This is a genomic window from Pseudomonas sp. 1121_17 (genome assembly GCF_052850745.1).
Map to the genome: position 1 here is coordinate 77,683 of NZ_VXCX01000012.1, position 17,897 is coordinate 95,579.

12 protein-coding genes and 1 pseudogene are annotated in these 17,897 nt (G+C 62.7%); 3 read left to right on the top strand and 10 right to left on the bottom strand.

Features of this window, described 5'->3' with window-relative positions; all coding sequences use genetic code 11:
• Positions 1-45: 45 nt before the first annotated feature.
• Positions 46-4,326 carry a DEAD/DEAH box helicase gene (locus tag FW789_RS19980; RefSeq protein ID WP_446431934.1) on the bottom strand — a complete coding sequence of 1,427 codons (4,281 nt, stop codon included), beginning with the start codon at positions 4,324-4,326 and terminating at the stop codon, positions 46-48.
• 122 nt (positions 4,327-4,448) lie between these two features.
• On the opposite strand from FW789_RS19980, the gene FW789_RS19985 reads away from it, so the two are divergent.
• Positions 4,449-4,862 carry an NUDIX hydrolase gene (locus tag FW789_RS19985; protein ID WP_411562660.1) on the top strand — a complete coding sequence of 138 codons (414 nt, stop codon included), beginning with the start codon at positions 4,449-4,451 and terminating at the stop codon, positions 4,860-4,862.
• On the opposite strand, the gene metR is transcribed toward FW789_RS19985, so the two are convergent.
• Entirely contained in the window at positions 4,846-5,763 is a 918-nt protein-coding gene (gene metR, locus FW789_RS19990) for a transcriptional regulator MetR (protein WP_101321860.1), read from the bottom strand. The two genes, FW789_RS19985 and metR, sit on opposite strands and share 17 nt — an antisense overlap.
• A gap of 41 nt (positions 5,764-5,804) precedes the next feature.
• Positions 5,805-6,155, bottom strand: a complete 351-nt coding sequence (locus FW789_RS19995) for a hypothetical protein (protein ID WP_427117118.1) — start codon at positions 6,153-6,155, stop codon at positions 5,805-5,807.
• Between FW789_RS19995 and FW789_RS20000 the strand changes: the two are divergent.
• Positions 6,124-6,380 (top strand): annotated as a pseudogene (locus FW789_RS20000) (alpha/beta fold hydrolase); the annotation flags it as partial. The gene FW789_RS19995 and the pseudogene FW789_RS20000 sit on opposite strands and share 32 nt — an antisense overlap.
• A gap of 13 nt (positions 6,381-6,393) precedes the next feature.
• On the opposite strand, the gene FW789_RS20005 reads toward FW789_RS20000, so the two are convergent.
• The 7 genes from FW789_RS20005 to FW789_RS20035 form a co-directional block, all read right to left on the bottom strand.
• Positions 6,394-6,729, bottom strand: a complete 336-nt coding sequence (locus tag FW789_RS20005; RefSeq protein ID WP_103438371.1) for a GlpM family protein — start codon at positions 6,727-6,729, stop codon at positions 6,394-6,396.
• 24 nt (positions 6,730-6,753) lie between these two features.
• A complete protein-coding gene (locus FW789_RS20010; RefSeq protein WP_101321857.1) occupies positions 6,754-8,082 on the bottom strand; it encodes a sigma-54-dependent transcriptional regulator in 1,329 nt (442 codons plus the stop codon).
• Positions 8,083-8,095: 13 nt separating this feature from the next.
• The gene (locus FW789_RS20015) at positions 8,096-10,000 is read right to left on the bottom strand and encodes a sensor histidine kinase (RefSeq protein WP_103438370.1); all 1,905 of its coding nucleotides are present in this window, start codon (positions 9,998-10,000) and stop codon (positions 8,096-8,098) included.
• A gap of 68 nt (positions 10,001-10,068) precedes the next feature.
• Positions 10,069-10,803 (bottom strand): amino acid ABC transporter ATP-binding protein, encoded by a 735-nt coding sequence (locus FW789_RS20020; RefSeq protein ID WP_446431935.1) that lies wholly within the window; start codon positions 10,801-10,803, stop codon positions 10,069-10,071.
• Positions 10,800-11,471, bottom strand: a complete 672-nt coding sequence (locus tag FW789_RS20025) for an amino acid ABC transporter permease (RefSeq protein ID WP_101321854.1) — start codon at positions 11,469-11,471, stop codon at positions 10,800-10,802. Before FW789_RS20025 ends, FW789_RS20020 begins: the two co-directional genes overlap by 4 nt.
• Positions 11,471-12,217 carry an amino acid ABC transporter permease gene (locus FW789_RS20030; protein ID WP_103438369.1) on the bottom strand — a complete coding sequence of 249 codons (747 nt, stop codon included), beginning with the start codon at positions 12,215-12,217 and terminating at the stop codon, positions 11,471-11,473. Before FW789_RS20030 ends, FW789_RS20025 begins: the two co-directional genes overlap by 1 nt.
• Positions 12,218-12,314: 97 nt before the next feature.
• Positions 12,315-13,229: a glutamate/aspartate ABC transporter substrate-binding protein gene (locus FW789_RS20035; protein ID WP_207073256.1), complete on the bottom strand. Its 915-nt coding sequence runs from the start codon at positions 13,227-13,229 to the stop codon at positions 12,315-12,317.
• A 324-nt stretch (positions 13,230-13,553) separates the two neighbouring features.
• On the opposite strand from FW789_RS20035, the gene FW789_RS20040 reads away from it, so the two are divergent.
• Positions 13,554-17,861 (top strand): NEL-type E3 ubiquitin ligase domain-containing protein, encoded by a 4,308-nt coding sequence (locus FW789_RS20040; protein WP_446431936.1) that lies wholly within the window; start codon positions 13,554-13,556, stop codon positions 17,859-17,861.
• Positions 17,862-17,897 lie beyond the last annotated feature (36 nt).

Consider the following 17,897-nt stretch of genomic DNA (forward strand, 5'->3'; position numbering starts at 1 on the left):
CAAACCACGACCATAGCGCTAACGCCCGGCACATGGCCAGCGCAGTCAACCGCGCAGCAGCTTTTGCCGCCAGCCATCCTGCTCCTCGGCAGCTGCCTCGAGCAGAAACACATAGCGCCCGCCGACCCGCGTTGCCACGGGCACACCGTCCTTGTACAGCAGCCGATTACCGGCCACTGCCGGCAGTTTGCCGCCTGGCAGCAGGGTACCAAGCAGATTCAGTGGATCGCTGCCGCTGATCAGCACTAGCTCGCCATCCAGCGGCCTGCGCCTGACCTGGCGCAGCAGCCCGACTGCGTCCGGCAGGGCGAATTGTTCGCCGGCCAGCCCGGCGATAAACCGCCCGCCGCGGATTTCGCCGCGGGCTTCCAGGCGCTGGTAGCAGCGCAGCAGCTCACGCCAGCTTGGCAGCGCGTCCGACTCACGCGCCAGCAGACGCCAGCAGATCACCCCGTAGCGGCGCAGCAGCGCCAGCGCTATGTATTCGAGGCGCAGGTCGTGATCGGGTTCGTCGCTGGTGCGCCGGAGCAGTGCCCAGCGCCCGGCGTGGGCCATGTCGCTGAACAACGGTGGCCGACCCCGCCGGCTGATACGCGGTTTGCGCTTGGCGGCGGGGGTGATCAGGCAGCGCAAGCCGATGAAACTGTCGGCGCCGACCAGGCCGGCCCCGACCAATTCCTGCAATGCGGTTTCCAGCTCGCTGGGCAGCAGATGCGCCTCCTGTGAGAGCTCCTCGAAAAACAATGCCCCATGTGCCTGCAGTGCGGCATGCACACGCTGCGCCCGCGGCCCGAGGCTGGCGACCTCAGGTGTGCTGGTCAGGCTGCGCCATAGGCTCAGCTGCCCGCGTGGCAACAGTGCCAGTGGCGTACTCGCCAAGGTGCTGCTGGCCGCAGTTGACGCCAGCCTGCTCCAGGTCCATTGGCCGCTGCGGCAGGCGTCATCCAGCCACAGCGGGCTGTAATCGCTGATGCGCGCCGGCAGTAGGTCGGCCTCCCAGGCACCGGCGCCGCCGGGGAACCCTTGCAGTTGGCCGAGTACTTCGCCGAGCGCCTCGCGGCCGCGCATACGCTGGTCCTGCGCCAGATGCTGCCAGTCGAACAGGAAGCGCATGTAGTCCTGCAGGCTGACCGGTTCGATCTCCCGGCGCAGCCGCTTGACCGTGTAGCGATGGATGCGCGCCAGTAGATGCCGTTCACACCACTGCAGTGCCTGCGCGCCTGGGCTGAAATAGCCGCGCAACAGCACACCTTGTTGTTCAAGGGCGGCCAGGGCCTGCTCGATCTGCGCCGGCGGCAGGCCCAGTGGTGCGGCTATCTGCTCACGGCTTTGCGGGCCGCATCCGCTCAGGCGAGAGCGCAGCAGCTCGGGTAGGGCGCTGTCGGCATCGACCGGCATATCGAAGCCCGGTAACAAGGTCACGGCCGGCTCGAACAGTGCCTGCGGGTACAGCGCGTTGAACAGGTTCAAGCGCTCACGGGCCACCCACAGCGGCTGCTCGGGGCCGTCCAGACGGCTGCTGCGACCGCTCTTGGCCAGCCGCTGCAGCAGCGCCAGCCAGCCCGGATTGGCCGCTGCCTCGGCCTGGGTGATGCAACCCAGGCTCATCAGCGCTTCGTGCATCTCGTCGCTGTTGCTCGGTTGCGGCCAGGCTTGCGCTGCGACCGCGCCGATAGCGTCGGCATCCAGCGCACCGAGTTCATCGGCGCTGTCGACCTCGCTCCAGCGCCGGTTGAGCACCGCCTGGGTGCGTCGCTCTTCCAGCGGTGCATCGTCCAGAAACGCATAGGGCCGGGCATTGAGAATAGCCGCTGCCAACGGCGAAGGTGCCGGCAGGTCGCGGCTGATCAGGCGTAACTGACCGCCTTCCATGCGTTTGAGCAGGGCCAGCCAGGCGTCGCTGTCCAAGGCTTCGTGCAGGCAGTCGTACAAGGTCTGGGCAACCAGCGGATGCTCAGGAATCTGCCGCTCGCCGGCGATGTTTTCCAGGCAGGCCAGTTGGTCGGGGAATACTGCTGCGACCAGGTCTTCGCTCTTCATCCGTTGGATTTGCGGGGCCACCTTGCGCCCGCCGACAAAGCGCGGCAAGGCCAGCGCGACCGAGGCAATCCAGCGCCAGCGCACGCCAAACAGGGGCGCGTCGAGCACCGCCTGGATCAGGATCGCCTCGGCGCTGTTGCTCGAGAGATAGCGCCACACTTCATCCAGCTCGAAGCTGTGGCCAGCAGACAGCGACAGCACGATCGCGTCTTCACTGGCCGCCGCCTGCAGCTCGAAGTTGAAAGTGCGGCAAAAGCGTTTGCGCAGGGCCAGCCCCCAGGCGCGATTGATGCGGCTGCCGTAGGGCGAGTGGATGATCAGCTGAGTACCGCCGGACTCATCGAAAAAGCGCTCCATGATCAGCGTCTGCTGGGACGGTAAAGCGCCCAGCACCTGCCAGGTGCGCCCCAGATAATCGACCAGTTGGCTGACGCAGGCGTCATCTAGCTGGTACGTAGTTGCCAGCCACTGGCTGACCGGTTCAAACGCACCCTGGCTGGCTTGCAACTGCTGATCGAGTTGGCTTTGCAGGCGTGCGACTGCCGTCGACAGTTCATCGCTGCGCCCGGGCGCCTCACCAAGCCAGAACGGGATGGTCGGCGGTAGCCCGCGCGCATCCTCGACCCGTACCTTGCCGGCCTCGACCCGTAGGATGCGGTAGGAGGCATTGCCGAGCTGGAAGATATCGCCGGTGATGCTCTCGACTGCGAAGTCTTCGTTGACGCTGCCGATGTTCAGCGCCTGGGGCTCGAGCAGCACGCTGTAGTCGGCGTTCTCGGGGATGGTGCCGCCGCTGGTCAAGGCCGTCAGCTGGCTGCCGCGGCGGCCGCGCAACATGCCGCTGACCGCATCACGGTGAACATACGCACCGCGCACGCCGAGGCGGCCGTTGTAGCCTTCGGCAAGCAAGCGCAGCAGTGCCTGATAGTGCTCATACTCCAGCGCGGCAAATGGTGCGGCCTGGCGCAGACAATCGAACAAGTCCTGCTCCGACCAGGGCTGGTTGCTGACTTCGGCAACGATCTGCTGGGCCAGCACATCCAGCGGCGCCTTGGGTAGGTGCAGCTCATCCAGTTCGCCGCGGCGCACGCATTCCAGGAGCGCCACGCATTCGATCAAGTCGTCGCGGGAGGTGGCGAACAGGCGCCCCTTGGGCGTGCCGTCGACCTGGTGGCCAGAGCGGCCAACGCGCTGGATGAACGCCGCGATCGAACCCGGCGATGCGATCTGGCAGACCAGCTCGATCTCGCCGATATCGATGCCCAGTTCCAGCGATGCGGTGGCGACCAGCACCTGCAGCTCGCCAGCCTTCAGGCGCTGCTCGGCCAGCAGGCGGTGCTCCTTGGCCAGGCTGCCGTGGTGCGCGGCAACCACCTGCTGGCCAAGCCGCTCGCCAAGGTGGCGAGTCAGACGCTCGGCCAGTCGGCGAGTATTGACGAACACCAGAGTCGTTCGGTGGGCGCGGGCCAGCTCGGCTAGGCGGTCGTAGACCAGGTTCCAGGCATCACTGGCCATCACCGCGCCGAGCGGCACCGGCGGCACCTCTATGGCCAGATCGCGCTGGCGCGCGTGGCCGACATCGACGATGGCGCAGGGCCGCTGCTGGCCGACCAGAAACTGCGCCACGCGTTTGACCGGGCGCTGTGTAGCTGATAAGCCGATGCGGCGTAATGGCTTGCCGGTCAGGGCTTGCAGGCGCTCCAGCGTCAGCGCCAGATGGCAGCCGCGCTTGTTGCCGGCCACGGCGTGGATCTCGTCGACGATGACCGTGTGCACGCTGCCCAGACCTGCGCGCCCGGACGCCGAGCCGAGCAGCACATAAAGCGATTCAGGCGTGGTCACCAGAATATGCGGCGCGCGCCGGCGCATCGCCGCACGCTCTTTTTGCGGGGTGTCGCCGGTGCGTACCGCGGTGGTGATCTGCGGCGCCTGTAGCCCCTGCGCCTGAATCACCTGGCTGATGCCTTCGAGCGGCGCCTGCAGATTAAGACGGATGTCGTTGGACAGTGCCTTGAGTGGCGACACGTAGATGACCTGAGTCTGCTCGGCCAATTGACCGTCATTGGCCAGACCCTCGCGGAACAGCTCGTCGAGTACTGCCAAAAAAGCGCTGAGGGTCTTGCCCGAGCCGGTCGGCGCCGTCAGCAGCACCGATTGGCCAGCATGGATCAGCGGCCAGGCACGGGCCTGAGCATCGGTAACCGTGGCGAAGCGCTGGCGGAACCAGCTGCTGACGGCGGGGTGAAACAGCGCGAGGGCAGGGTGCTGCGAGGTAGGCAGGTTCATGTTCTGGTTATGGCGCTCGAACGCGCACTTGGCAAGGGGCCGTTCGTCTAGCGGCGTGTGCTTGATACGCGGGGAGGTTGGATCGGCTATCCTCGCCGGCTTAATCCCGCCCCGAGTTATCCATGCCGAACATCATCCGCATCGCCGCCGCTCTGCTCATCGACCCGCAAGGGCGCACGCTGCTGGTGCGCAAGCGTGGCACTCAGGCGTTCATGCAGCCAGGCGGCAAGATCGATGCCGGGGAAACGCCGCTGGCAGCATTGGGCCGTGAGCTGGAAGAAGAGCTCGGCCTGCGCATCGATGCCGCTGCGGCCGAGTACCTAGGCCAGTTCAGCGCGCCGGCAGCGAACGAACCTGGCTTCGAGGTACAGTGCGAGCTCTACCTGGTCGACTGCGCTGATGCCGTGGCACCGGCCGCCGAGATCGAAGAAGTTCTCTGGCTGGGCACCGAGCAACAGCAGGCGCCCCTGCTGGCGCCGCTGACCCGCGACCTGATTCTGCCGCTGTACCGCCGGTTGCTCAACGCACCGCGCTGACCCCATCAAGGGTGGCGAACGAGGTGTCCTTGGCGGTCAGCAGGAAGTCGCGCATGTACGGTGCGTCGAGCATGTCTGTGCGCACCCCGGCGTAGAGCGTGGCAAACAGGCCTTTTTCGCCCAGCCGCTTGCCCTTCACATAACCGCGCGAACTGTACTCATGCAAGGCCCAGTGCGGCATGCCGCAGACGCCACGACCGCTGGCCACCAGCTGCATCATCATCACCGTCAGCTCCGAGGTGCGGATGGCGGCGGGCTCGATGTCGGCGGGTTCGAGAAAGCGGGTAAAGATGTCGAGACGGTCACGTTCCACCGGGTAGGTGATCAGGGTCTGGTCGACCAGATCCTGCGGGACGATGTAAGGCTTGCTCGCCAGCGCATGCTGGTTGGCTACCGCCAGCATTGCCTCGTAGGTGAACAGCGGCACGTAAGTGATCCCGGCCAGGTCGAGGGGGTCGGAGGTCACCACCAGGTCGAGATCGCCGCGGGCCAACGCCGGCAGCGGGGCAAAGGCAAAACCAGAGGCCAGGTCCAGTTCGACTTCCGGCCAGGCATCGCGGAACTGGTCGATGGTCGGCATCAACCATTGGAAGCAGCTATGGCATTCGATCGCCATGTGCAGGCGCCCTGCAGTGCCACCGGCCAGCCGCGCGATGTCGCGTTCGGCGCCGCGCAGCAAGGGCAGGGTGGCGTCCGCCAGTTGCAGCAGGCGCAGGCCGGCGCTGGTGAAGCGAATCGGTTTGGTCTTGCGTGCGAACAGCGGCATGCCCAGGCGCTCTTCAAGCTCTTTGAACTGATGCGAGAGTGCCGACTGGGTCAGGTGCAAGCGCTCGGCGGCCTCAACCAGGCTGTCGGATTCGCGCAGTGCATGAAGGGTTTTCAGGTGACGAATTTCAAGCACGAACAACTCCGGAGCTAAACGCGATAGTGCGTGAGTTTCGCTCATGTTGGCGCTGTTGTCATGCGTTCGATGTACTGCTGCAGATCCCGGACAACGAATACCTGCATGAAGTCGCGGCGTCCATCAGCCTGCTTGCGCAGTTCGACCAAAGTGCCCAAGCGCTGGATGTCGACCGCCTTTTCCGTCAGCAGATAGTCAAGCCTGGCTGCCAGCGAGCGCTGCTGGGTCGGCGGCAGCACTGGCGGATTACTCAAGGTAAAATTGCCGCTGCCCTCCTGGACGTAGATTTCGGTGTGGCCACTAACCCCGGTGATGCGGTAGGTATTGCCCTGCTGGACGCGTTCGCCGACCAGATACTGGTTGGCCGAACCGAGCCGGGTCGGGCTGCTCAATCAACTGCGCGTGCCGACCCTGGTGGTGCACGGAACGGCAGACCCGCTGTTGCCGGTGATGCATGGGGAGCACCTGCAGCGCATATCCAGGGCAGCCAGTTACGCTTGATCGCGGGGCTGGCGCATCGTTTTCAAGCGCTGTTCAAGGCGCCTTTGCTGGGCGCGGTATTACCGTACCTGAAGGCTGCCCAGGGCGAGCAACTCGGGCACCTTGCTAGGCTTTAGCAGCGGGCAATGTTCAGTGCAGGCGCACCCAGACCGTCACCAACACGGTCGCCGCAATCAGCCAGGCCAGCGTGGCCAGTGCCAGCGATGCTTCCAGGCGCATGCGCTCGACCAGCACATACAATGACAGCAGGTAGATGAAGTAGGGGATGATCGACCACATGCCGAACAGGATGGTGGTCTTCAGGTCCTCGATCGAGCGGCCCTTGCCGACAATGTAGTGAGCGATCAGGGCGAAGGTCGGAAACAACGGCACCAGCCCGGCAATGTAGTAATTACGAGTCTTCGACAGGAGCGCCAGCAGAATCACCACACCGGCGCCGAGGGCCGCTTTGAATACCAGGTCCACAGAATTTTCCCGTAGCAGTTGAGGTCAGCCGAGGCCGTATTTTTTCACCTTGTCGAACAGCGTGGTCTTGGCCATGCCCAGCTCCAGGCTGGCCTGGCTCAAGTTGCCGCCGCTGCGTTGCAGCGCATCACTGAGCAGGTTGCGCTCGAATGCCTCAACCGCTTCGGCAAAACCCAGGCCCTGGCTGGCGCCGCCGCTGGCGGTTTTCTTGAATGCCGGCAAGCCAAGCGCATAGCGTTCGGCGACGTTGCGCAGCTCGCGAACGTTGCCTGGCCAGTCGTGGGACATCAACCGCGACAGGGTGTGGCTGTCCAGCTCAGGTGTTTCGCGGTCAAAGCGCAGCGCCGACTGCTGCAGGAAATGCTCGAACAACTGCAGGATATCCTCACGTCGTTCGCGCAGCGGCGGCAGCTCAAGGGTAACCACATTGAGCCGGTAATACAGGTCGCTGCGGAACTGGCCGCTCTGGCCTAACGCATTCAGATCAGACTTGGTCGCGGCAATCAGGCGGCAATCCACTGCAATGCTCTGGTTCGAGCCCAGCCGCTCCAGAGTCCGCTCCTGCAGCACGCGCAGCAGCTTGATCTGCAGGTTGATCGGCATGCTCTCGACTTCGTCGAGGAACAACGTACCGCCGTTGGCATGCTCGATCTTGCCGATGCGGCGCTTGCCAGCACCGGTGAAGGCATTGGCCTCGTGGCCGAAAATTTCACTTTCGAAGAGGTTCTCCGGCAACCCGCCGCAGTTGAGCGCGACGAACGGTTGCGCCTGGCGCCGGCTGAAGTCGTGCAGGCAGCGGGCGACCAGTTCCTTGCCGGTGCCGGTCTCACCTTCGATCAATACATTGGCCGAGGTGTCGGCGACATTGGCGATGAGTTCGCGCAGCTCCTGCATGGCCGGTGAGCGGCCGATGATGCGGCCCTCCAGCGTACTCTGGCTGGCCAATTGGCGGCGCAATGACACCACCTCGCGGGCCAGGCCGCGTTGTTCCAGGGCCCTGCGTACCACTTCGACCAGACGCTCGGGCGAAAACGGTTTTTCCATGAAGTCGTAGGCGCCGTTGCGCATTGCGCCGACAGCCATGTCGATGTCGCCGTGGCCGGTGATCAGCACCACCGGCAGGCCGCGGTCACGGGCCTTGAGTCGGCTCAGCAGCTCCAGGCCATCGATGCCGGGCAGACGGATGTCGCTGACCACGATGCCGGCGAAGTCGTCGCCGATGCGCTCCAGGGCAAGCTCGGCGCTGCCCACGCCTTCGCAGGCGATGTCTTCCAGAGCCAGCGCCTGCTGGCAGCCGAGCAGTACATGCGGGTCATCTTCGACGATCAGGACGGTCAAGGGTGCTTGGTTCATGGGGACCCTTCGCTCATGGCTGCTGTGGCGGTTCTGTGGGGGCGTTGACCAGCGGCAGGGCGAGGACGAACGCCGTACCGCCGCTGGCGGGATGCTCGACGCTGAGTGAACCTTTGGCGGCAGCTGCGAGGCTTGCTGACAAGGTCAGACCCAGGCCCAGGCCGTGTTCGCCCGGTTTGGTCGTGAAAAACGGCTCGAACAGGTGCTTGCGCGTATCGTCATCGATACCGTGACCATTGTCGCGCACCAGCAACCGGTATTTGTCGGCCTGGAGTTCACCTTCCAGCCACAGCTGCGGCTGCGGCTGGCTGGCCATGGCGTCCAGCGCGTTGCCGATGAGGTTGACCAGAATCTGCTCGAGGCGGGTCTGATCGATGGCCAGCAATTGATCCTCGTACAGATTGTGCAGCTGCACATGGCTGCCGGCAATCCGGTTGGCCAAGACCTGCAGGCTGGCCTCCACGGCCTGTGCCAGCGAAGCCTGGCCACCGTCATCGGCGCGGCGGGCGAACGAGCGCAGGCTGGCGGTGATCCGCCCCATGCGGTCGATAAGGCCGTTGATGGTCTGCAGGTTGGCACTGGCAGTTTCCAGTGCGCCGCGTTCAAGGAAACGCACGGTATTGCCCGACAGCGTGCGCAGCGCTGCCAGCGGTTGGTTGAGTTCGTGGGCGATGCTGGTCGACATCTGCCCGATGGCCGCCAGCTTGCCGGCCTGGACCAGCTCGTCCTGCGCCTGGCGCAGGGTCTGTTCGGCATGCCGGCGCTCGCGAATCTGGCCCTTGAGGCGTTCGTTGCTGGCGCGCAGGTCCGCCGTGCGCTCGGCAATCTTGCGTTCAAGGTGGCTGTTGGCTTCTTCCAGCGCCTCACGTGCGGCCAGGCGCGTGGCGATGACCTTGCGCCGTTCGTTCCAGGCAATGCCAAGGATAGTCAGCAAGGCGAAGGCCACCGCGACCAGCACGCCCTGGATCATCGACTCGCGGCGCAGGTCCTGCAGTGGCGTGAGCAGGGTGAAGTGCCACGGTGTATCAGCCAGGCGACGGGTCTGCGCCAGGTAGGTGACCTCGTGCAATTTGCCCTGGGCGGTTTCGCTATTGGCCGGGAAGGTCAGTTTCTCGACGCCATCGGCGAGGGTTTCGCGGGCCAGCGGCTCCAGCTCGTTCAGTGGCCACCAGTAATATTGCAGGCTGCGCGCCAGGCGTTCCTTGGTCTGCGGACTCAGTGCACGGACTGCCTTGAGCCGCCTCGCTGGGTCGCTGGAAAGGATGATGATGCCGTTTTCATCACTGACAAAAGCCTCGAGGCGGGCACGCTGCCAGCGTTCTTCGAGGGTGTCCAGGCGGACCTTGATCACGGCCACGCCGATGATCTTGCCGTGCTCTTCCAGGCCGTGAGCCAGGTAGTAGCCGGCTTCGCCGGTGGTGCTGCCGATGCCGTAGAAGCGCCCAGGCTCGCCCCGCACCGCGTCCTGGAAATAGGCACGGAAAGACAGGTCTTCACCCAGAAATGAATCAGCGTCGCGCCAGTTGCTGGTCGCCTGGACTCGGCCACTGGTATCGAGGACGAAGATGGCCCGGCTGCGGCTACGACGGTTGAGCCCTTCAAGGTATTCGTTGACGCTCTGCCGCGCACCGCCCTCAGGCTCGCTGAGCAGTTGCGATACGCTGTCTTCCAGCTCAAGCAGGCTCGGCAGATAGGTGTACTTGCTGATTTCACTCTCGACTGTGCGCGCGTGCAGCTCGAGTTGCCGTTCGCCGTTTTCGCTGAGGATACGAATACCGCTGTTGTCACTGAGCACATAGCCGATCAGGCCCAGGCCGACCATCAGCAGGATGATCAGAGGTGGTAACAGCAGTTGGCGGATCAGACGGGATTTCACGGCAGGCAGGGCAGGGCGCAGGAGCGAGGGGTCGCATTTCATCACAGTAGCCTTGTCACGACCAGCACCCCCAGCCCGGATCGGACCGAACCAGGGGCGCTGCGGCCGGCTTAGTGTTGCAGGATTTTGCTGAGGAAGTGCTGAGTGCGCTGGTCGCGGGCAGTCTGATCACCGAAGAATTCGTCTTTGGTGCAGTCTTCGACGATGTTGCCCTTGTCCATGAAAATCACCCGATCAGCCACTTTGCGAGCAAAGCCCATCTCGTGGGTCACGCACATCATGGTCATGCCTTCGTGGGCAAGCTGGACCATTACGTCGAGCACTTCGCTGACCATTTCCGGGTCAAGTGCCGAGGTTGGTTCGTCGAACAGCATGACGATAGGGTCCATCGACAGGGCGCGGGCAATCGCCACACGTTGCTGCTGACCGCCGGAGAGCTGGCCAGGGTGCTTGTGGGCGTGGGCTGACAGGCCAACCCGCTCAAGCAGGGCCAGGCCTTTCTTGGTGGCTTCTTTCTTGCTCCGGCCAAGCACCTTGATCTGCGCGATGGTCAGGTTCTCGGTAATGGTCAGGTGCGGGAACAGCTCGAAGTGCTGGAACACCATGCCGACCCGCGAGCGCAGCTTGGGCAGGTTGGTCTTCGGGTCAGAGATCGAGGTGCCATCAACGACGATGTCGCCCTTCTGGAACGGCTCCAGCGCATTGACGCACTTGATCAGGGTCGACTTGCCCGAACCGGAAGGCCCGCAGACCACGACCACTTCACCCTTTTTGACATCGGTGGTGCAGTCGGTGAGCACCTGGAAGTCGCCGTACCACTTGTTGACGTTCTTGATGGAAATCATACGGTGATCCTTTTTTGCAGGCGCTTGACCAGCCATGAAGCGGAGAAGCTGATAATGAAGTAGACGAGACCGGCGAAGAGCAGGAACTCATTCGCGCGGCCGACGATATCGCCACTGGCACGGGCCGAGTTGAGGAAATCGACCAGGCCCACGGTGTAAACCAGCGAAGTGTCCTGGAACAGGATGATGCTCTGCTGCAGCAGCAGTGGGGTCATCTTGCGAAACGCCTGCGGCAGGATGATCAGGCGCATGGTCTGGCCATAGGTCATGCCCAGCGCCTGGGCAGCACCCATCTGGCCTTTGGCAATAGACTGCACACCGGCGCGGACGATTTCGCAGAAGTACGCCGCTTCGAACATCATGAAGGCCACGACGCACGAGGTGAACGCACCGATTGGTGTGTCTTCGCCGGTGATCCAGCGCAGCACGAACGGCACTGCCAGGTAGAACCAGGTGATCACCAGCAGCAGCGGGATCGAGCGGAAGTAGTTGACGTAGGCGCCGGCAATGTTTGCCATCAGCTTGCTCGATGACAACCGCATCAGCGCCAGCACGGTGCCCAGGGCAATACCGCCGACCACACCCATGACCATCAATTGCAGGGTCATCAGCATGCCGTTCCACAGGCCCGGCAGCGCGGGGATGATGTCCGAGAAGTCCAGTTCCATCACTTGCCTCCTACGGAAATCAGGCCAGGTACGGCCACTTTCTTCTCGACCATGCGCATCAGCAGCATCAGGCCCATGTTCAGGGTGAAGTAGATCAAGGTGGCCAGGGTGAAGGCCTCAAACAGGTTGGCCGAGAATTCAGCGGTCTGTTTGGTTTGCGCCAACAGCTCCATAAGGCCGATCAACGAGGCGACCGAGGAGTTCTTGAAGACGTTGAGAAATTCCGAGGTAAGCGGCGGAATGATGATCCGGTACGCTTGCGGCAGCAGTACGTTGCGATAGATCTGGGCCAGGCTGAAGCCCATTGCCCGAGCGGCAGATTCCTGCCCGCGTGGCAGTGCCTGGATACCGGTACGCACCTGTTCGCAGACCCGCGCTGCGGTGAACAGGCCCAGGCAGATGACCACGCTGATCAATGCCGAGGTAGTCGGGTTGAGGTCCTGCTTGAACCATTCCTGCAAGCCTTCGGGCAACAGGTCGGGGATCAGGAAGTACCAGATGAACAGCTGCACCAGCAGCGGCACGTTGCGGAACAATTCGACGTAGGCGGTAGCGATCCCTGATACCAGCCTGTTCGGTACGGTGCGCATGACGCCGAGCAGCGAGCCCAGCAGCAAGGCAATGATCCAGGCGCAGATGGCAATGGCGATGGTCCAGCCCAGGCCGGTGATGTACCAGTCCAGGTAAGTTTCGCTGCCGACGCCAGTGGACTTGAAGAACACGCCCCAGTCCCAGTTGTAATTCATCGGGATTTCCCCTCGGATCGTTGTTTCACGGGCACCTTCGAACATCCAAGGGCGCGAGCGCCCTCGGATGAAAGGTTAGACACTAACTAGCTGCGGGTCAGGACTTCTTTTCGTCTGCCGCTTTATCGGTAGGATTGGCAATCAGCTCTTTCAGCTCATCGCTCATCGGGAAGTTCAGGTTCAGGCCTTTTGGTGGGACTGGCTGGGTGAACCATTTGTCGTAGATCTTGTTGATCTCGCCCGACTTGTACAGCGCAACGATCGCGTCATCGACGGCTTGCTTGAACGGTGCATCACCCTTGCGCACCATGCAGCCGTAGATTTCATAGGATTGCGGGGTGCCGGTCACGGCCCAGAGGTTTGGATTCTTGGCCTTGGCCATTTCACCGGCGAGCAGGGCGTCATCCATCATGAAGGCGACTGCACGGCCGGATTCGAGCATCTGGAAGGCTTCGCCGTGGTCCTTGGCGGAAATCACGTTCATGCCCATCTGCTTGTCGGCGTTCATGGCCTTGAGGATGCGCTCGGACGTGGTACCGGCGGTGGTCACCACGTTCTTGCCTTTCAGGTCAGCGAAATCCTTGTAGGAGGAATCTTTTTTCGACAGCAGGCGAGTACCTACTTCGAAGATGCCTACCGAGAAATCGACCTGCTGCTGGCGCTCGACGTTGTTGGTTGTGGAACCACACTCGACGTCAACGGTGCCGTTCTGCACCAGCGGGATACGGGTCTGGGAAGTAACCAGGTTGTACCTGGCTTTCAGATCCGGCTTGTTGAGCTCTTTTTTCAGGTGCTCGACGATGGCCAGTTGAATGTCGTGGGAGTAGCCGACCGGTTTGCCCGAGGCATCGGCAATGTAGGAAAACGGAATGGAACCGTCGCGGTGGCCCAGGGTGATGGTGCCCGAGTCATTGATCTTCTTCAGGGTGCCGGTCAGCTCTGCAGCCATGGCCGGCGAAGCGATAACAGCGGCCGCGATAGCGGCGCCCAGCAATTGACGAACGATACGCATCAAATTTTCCTCGACATGTTTGTTTTTTTTATGGAGCCGTTGGCGGACTCTTCGTTCAACGAATACAGCATGAAGCGGTGCATTCGGCTTCCAAGTGTAGAGCATGACTCGTGCCAAGCCTTGCTGTCGACCTTAACGACTTATCATTGCGTGAGTTTGACTGTTTGAAAGTTCCGCAGATGTTCGACCTGCCGAACGATGCACGGTTTTGTGTTCGGTTATCCGAACGCGAGGCGCTGGCAGACAGCCGATGCTATAACTATGTAATGCACGACAGGGGCGTTCACTTGGTGTGCTGTGCGCTTTGCCAGCCGAGGCTCGCCCATGCCCACTGATCAGCCCCAGAGCGACTCCATTGATACCCTCATCGCCCAATGCCTGCCTAGATGGCTGGTGGACCACACGCAACCGGAAAGGCTCGATGCCCTTCGCCATGCCTTGCGCCGCCAGGCCTTGTGCCATTCACGGCTTGATCCGGTCCTGAAAGCCATCCCCTCCTTGCATACCTTTGCGAAAGACTTGCTCAAGCCGAAACTGCGCGCGAGTGGTATCAGCAACCCGGACGTGACTGGTAGCAAGGTGCGCGTCTCGCAGCGGCTGGTGGTGCCTACCTTATCCCCGGCGCTGCCGCATTCCACCTACATTCGTCGTTCCAAGCGGTCATTGCTGGAAGCGGCGCTGCATAACTATCACCGGGTGGAAACGCGCCCTAGGCTGCAGTTCAAGGGAGAACTGGTCGACTGCAAGGGCGCTCGCTTGCCGATGAGCTTTCCGGCGTTCGCCTCCGCGTGTCGCGAGATTGACGTAGGTGGCAAGTACCAGGCGTTGCTGGCGCGCCATCTACAGCCTGAAGACGGCCCGGAGGATGAGCCGGGCCAGGCGACCTCCCGTTTGCACGGGCTGTTCGAAGCCAATTTCAGGGCCAATTTCGAAGTGGCTATGCGGATCGCTGCGTTCAAAGGCGATATTGACGAGCGCACGTATTTCTTGTTGTTGCCGCAGGTGAGCGAAAAGCCGGTGGTTCCGTCGGTGGTGGGCACGGTTGTGCCTCGTCAGTTGTACCTGTTGGGTCGACCGGTGCAAGGGGTGCTGGCGCTGGAAGTGCGCCCTTCCCTCAACGAGGCAGTGGAGTCGGTGGTTCTCTGGATACCTGACGACCCTCAGGTGCCTGTTTCCCGTCATGCCAGTTGGGCAGCGCTGAACCGGCATCTTGGCGAGCGTTTCCGTGAACCGGCGTACCGACGTTTTTTTGCACGCTTTGTAAGCGAGCGTGAGCGCATCAATTTCTATCGGGTACTGAACGAGCGGGTTTCAGAGGCGCGCGCAGCCTCAGTGGAGCTCGATGCCCGTTCGGCCTCGATCACCGACTCGCCGTTTGAACACCTGCGCAGGCAATATCTCGCCAAGATCATGGACGACGCCCAGGTACTCGCCGTGCCCACCAATGTCGAAGACGACGAGGACCGGGAGGCGCGCATGCAGGGCTACATGGAGCTGGGTTTGAATGTGCTCAATTTGGCCGGCTTCTTCGTGCCGGTGCTTGGCGCAGTGCTGATGGTGGCGAACGCGGTACAGATTGTAGGCGAAGTGTATGAAGGATACGAAGACTGGCGCATGGGTGACCGCGAAGGGGCCTTGAACCACCTGTTCAACGTTGCCGAGAACGTCGTAGTCGGCGTGCTGATCGCTGGCGGCAGCAAACTTGCCGTACGCGCCGTTGAACGCTTGGCTTTCGTGGATGACCTGGCTCCGGTGTACACCTCCACTGGCAAGGTCAAACTCATGGCCACAGACCTGCCGGGTTACGATGCCCAGCCTGTACGTCGTGTAGGCGCACAGGAATGGCTCTGGCATGTCGACGAGGGGCGTTACCGGGTTGTTGACAATCCTCAGGACGGCCGCTCGAGGATCATGCACCCGGGTCGCAGGAGTGCTTACCGGCCGGTTATCGAAGAGAACGGCGGCGGGGGCTGGCGCCACGAACTGGAAGCTCCCCAGCACTGGGCAGGAAGGGCCAATCTGGTCCGTCGCCTGAGTACTCCACTGGCAGAGCTGCCGGAGGCAACCTGCGACTATCTCCTACAGGTGACCGGGCTCACCGAAGCACAGATTCGTCGTTTGCATGTGGAACACATGGGCCCACCTGCACGCTTGCTTGATGCCCTAGAGCTTCATCAGGCGCATGAACAACATCCAGACTTCGGCGCGCCGCGCCTGGCCCAGCACGTTGCCGCGCGGCAGGTGCGGCCCAAGGGCATTGAGCGACTACTGCAGCGAACATTCCCGAGCCTGTCGATTCGCTGCACGCGCGAGGTCCTGCAGCAATGCAGCGGGGCCCAACTCGATACACTCAGCGACGCACAGCGTATTCCCCTGGCGGTGGCCGAGCGCGCCCGATGGTCACTGCGCGAAAGCCGCCTGGATCGGGCGTGCGCCGGTTTGCGCCTGCCGCGGTGCGTCAATCCCGACACTGAACGCTTGGCCCTTGGCTTGTTGAGGCGTCAGGTAGCCTGGCCGGAAACTCTGCGGATCGAAGTGCGTGAAGGCAGCCAGAGCGGCCGGCACCTGGCCAGTATTGGCACAGAGGAGGCCCTGGACGTGCGGTGTATCGTGCGCCGCAGCGACGGCTACCGCTATGCGGGGCACTCCACCTCTGGCTCCTATCTGGCTGCAGTGCTGGCTGCGCTTGACGAGACGCAAACAGTTGATCTTGGCGATGCCGGGGTCAGTCCTGACGCCTTGGGCACGCTGCTGATCGAAGCAGCCGCCACTGATCGCCGCCAGGCGGCCGAGCTCTGTGGCATGGCGCGCCTGGGCGCCGGCCTGCGGCCGCCGACCCGGTTGGGTGACGGGCGTGTCGGTTACCCATTGAGTGGCCGAGGCGAGAGCAGCCGGCGGGCGATGAGGCGTGGTATTAACCAGGTTTTTCCGACATTGACGGACGACCAACTACAAGCCTATCTGTTCGACCTCACGGAGCGGCGGGTAGGGCTGTGGGAACATTACAGCCAGCTGATGGACCAGTTGTCGAGCCTGCGTCGAGGGTTGCGCCAGTGGCGCAGGGACGCCAGTAATCCGCTGGATGCGCTGCGCCGGCGCCGGGTCGCTACGGCGATACGGCGCAGCTGGCGGCGAAAGATTACGGATGAGCGCGGCGACTACGCGTTGCTTATCGACGGCGAGCGAATCGGTAGCCTGCCCGATTTACCGCAGGGGGTGAGCTTTGATCATGTCCGGCGTCTGATCCTGACCGACATGGGCCTGACTGAAATCGATGGGGAATTTCTCAGGCGTTTTCCAAATTTGGTGGAGCTCGACCTATCCGGCAATCGCCTGGCTGCGATCCCCCACGGCATTGAACAGATGCCCCACCTGCGGTATCTGAATCTGCGGCGCAACAGGGTGGTGATGGACGAGGGCGGGGAACTGCGGCTTGTTGGGGCAAGCGCACTGCGACGTGTCGACCTCAGCCACAACCCGTTGGGGAGGGCACCGGTATTGACCCGTCTGGGCCATTTGCGGGAGGTCAACCTGCGCTCTGCCGGCCTGGAGGCGTTACCTGAGCGGGTTTCGTTTCGTGCTTTTGTGGACTTGCGCAACAACAACATTCGCGCACTACGTCGAGAGGTGCAACAGTTGCGCCTGCAGGTAGAACAGTTGTCCTTGCACGACAACCCGCTGAACGCAGCTGACGAAGCGCTGCTCGATGAAGCCCGCGGGCTTAGCCCGGGGCAACGGGGGGCAGCGTCCGCACGGCATCGTGCGGTTGACAGCAATCTGTTCAACAGGTGGGCCGGTAGTGCCGCGGATTCCGCCGAGCGTGACCGCCAGCAGGCGACCTGGACAGCACTGCTTGAAGAACCGCAGTCGCAAGGGCTATTTCGCTTCCTGGCAGACTTCGCCCACACCGAGGACTTCGAGCAGCACTCCGGGCATTACCGCAGCCGTATCTGGCGCATTCTGGAAACCTGCGAACAGCATGAGCAGTTGCGACAGCAGATCTTTCTCGAGGCATCTGGCCCACGCAGCTGTGAAGACCGGCTGATCCTGCTGCTGGAGCAAATGGAGCTCGGCGTGCTGGTGCAGCGTGCTGTTGAAGATGCCCATGGTTACCGGATCGAAGCCCGCTTGCTGGGCTTGGGCCGTGGCCTGTCCAGACTCGACGAGGTCGACCGCCTGGCTACGCTGCACGTGCAACGCATGCAGGCCGAGCACGCTCCACATGTCGATGAAATCGAGGTCAGGCTGTTCTACCGGCAGCGGCTTACGCATCCCCTGGGCCTGCCGATCGAGATCGACGAAATGCACTACCCGGGTTTCGCGAACATCACCACCAGTGATCTGCTGCGGGCGCAGGACATCGTGCTGAGCAACGAATCTGTCGAAACCCTGATTCAATCGTTGGCTCAGCGACCGTTTTGGGAACAGTATGCGCGGGAGTTTCATGCGCAGCGATTTGAAGAGCTTGTGCAGCCGCTGCACCAGCGCATGGAGGCGTTGCAGGCTCAGGTTGATGAGCAAGTGATCGACGAAAGCGAATTTCTGCAACGCTGTAAAGCACTGAGGACTGATTACGACCGCAGCGAGCGTGCACTGCTGGTGCGCCTTGCTCGGGAAGCCTATGAACGCTGAGCGTGCACGCCCCCTTGAAGAGTCAAGAGGGCTGGG

What these genes read in the sequence shown, in the direction of transcription:
- FW789_RS20025 (WP_101321854.1), bottom strand. Translation starts at nt 11,471, where the DNA reads ATGGAACTGGACTTCTCGGACATCATCCCCGCGCTGCCGGGCCTGTGG.
- FW789_RS20040 (WP_446431936.1), top strand. Translation starts at nt 13,554, where the DNA reads ATGCCCACTGATCAGCCCCAGAGCGACTCCATTGATACCCTCATCGCC.
- FW789_RS20010 (WP_101321857.1), bottom strand. Translation starts at nt 8,082, where the DNA reads ATGAACCAAGCACCCTTGACCGTCCTGATCGTCGAAGATGACCCGCAT.
- FW789_RS20015 (WP_103438370.1), bottom strand. Translation starts at nt 10,000, where the DNA reads ATGAAATGCGACCCCTCGCTCCTGCGCCCTGCCCTGCCTGCCGTGAAA.
- FW789_RS19980 (WP_446431934.1), bottom strand. Translation starts at nt 4,326, where the DNA reads ATGAACCTGCCTACCTCGCAGCACCCTGCCCTCGCGCTGTTTCACCCC.
- FW789_RS19985 (WP_411562660.1), top strand. Translation starts at nt 4,449, where the DNA reads ATGCCGAACATCATCCGCATCGCCGCCGCTCTGCTCATCGACCCGCAA.
- FW789_RS20035 (WP_207073256.1), bottom strand. Translation starts at nt 13,229, where the DNA reads ATGCGTATCGTTCGTCAATTGCTGGGCGCCGCTATCGCGGCCGCTGTT.
- FW789_RS20020 (WP_446431935.1), bottom strand. Translation starts at nt 10,803, where the DNA reads ATGATTTCCATCAAGAACGTCAACAAGTGGTACGGCGACTTCCAGGTG.
- FW789_RS20030 (WP_103438369.1), bottom strand. Translation starts at nt 12,217, where the DNA reads ATGAATTACAACTGGGACTGGGGCGTGTTCTTCAAGTCCACTGGCGTC.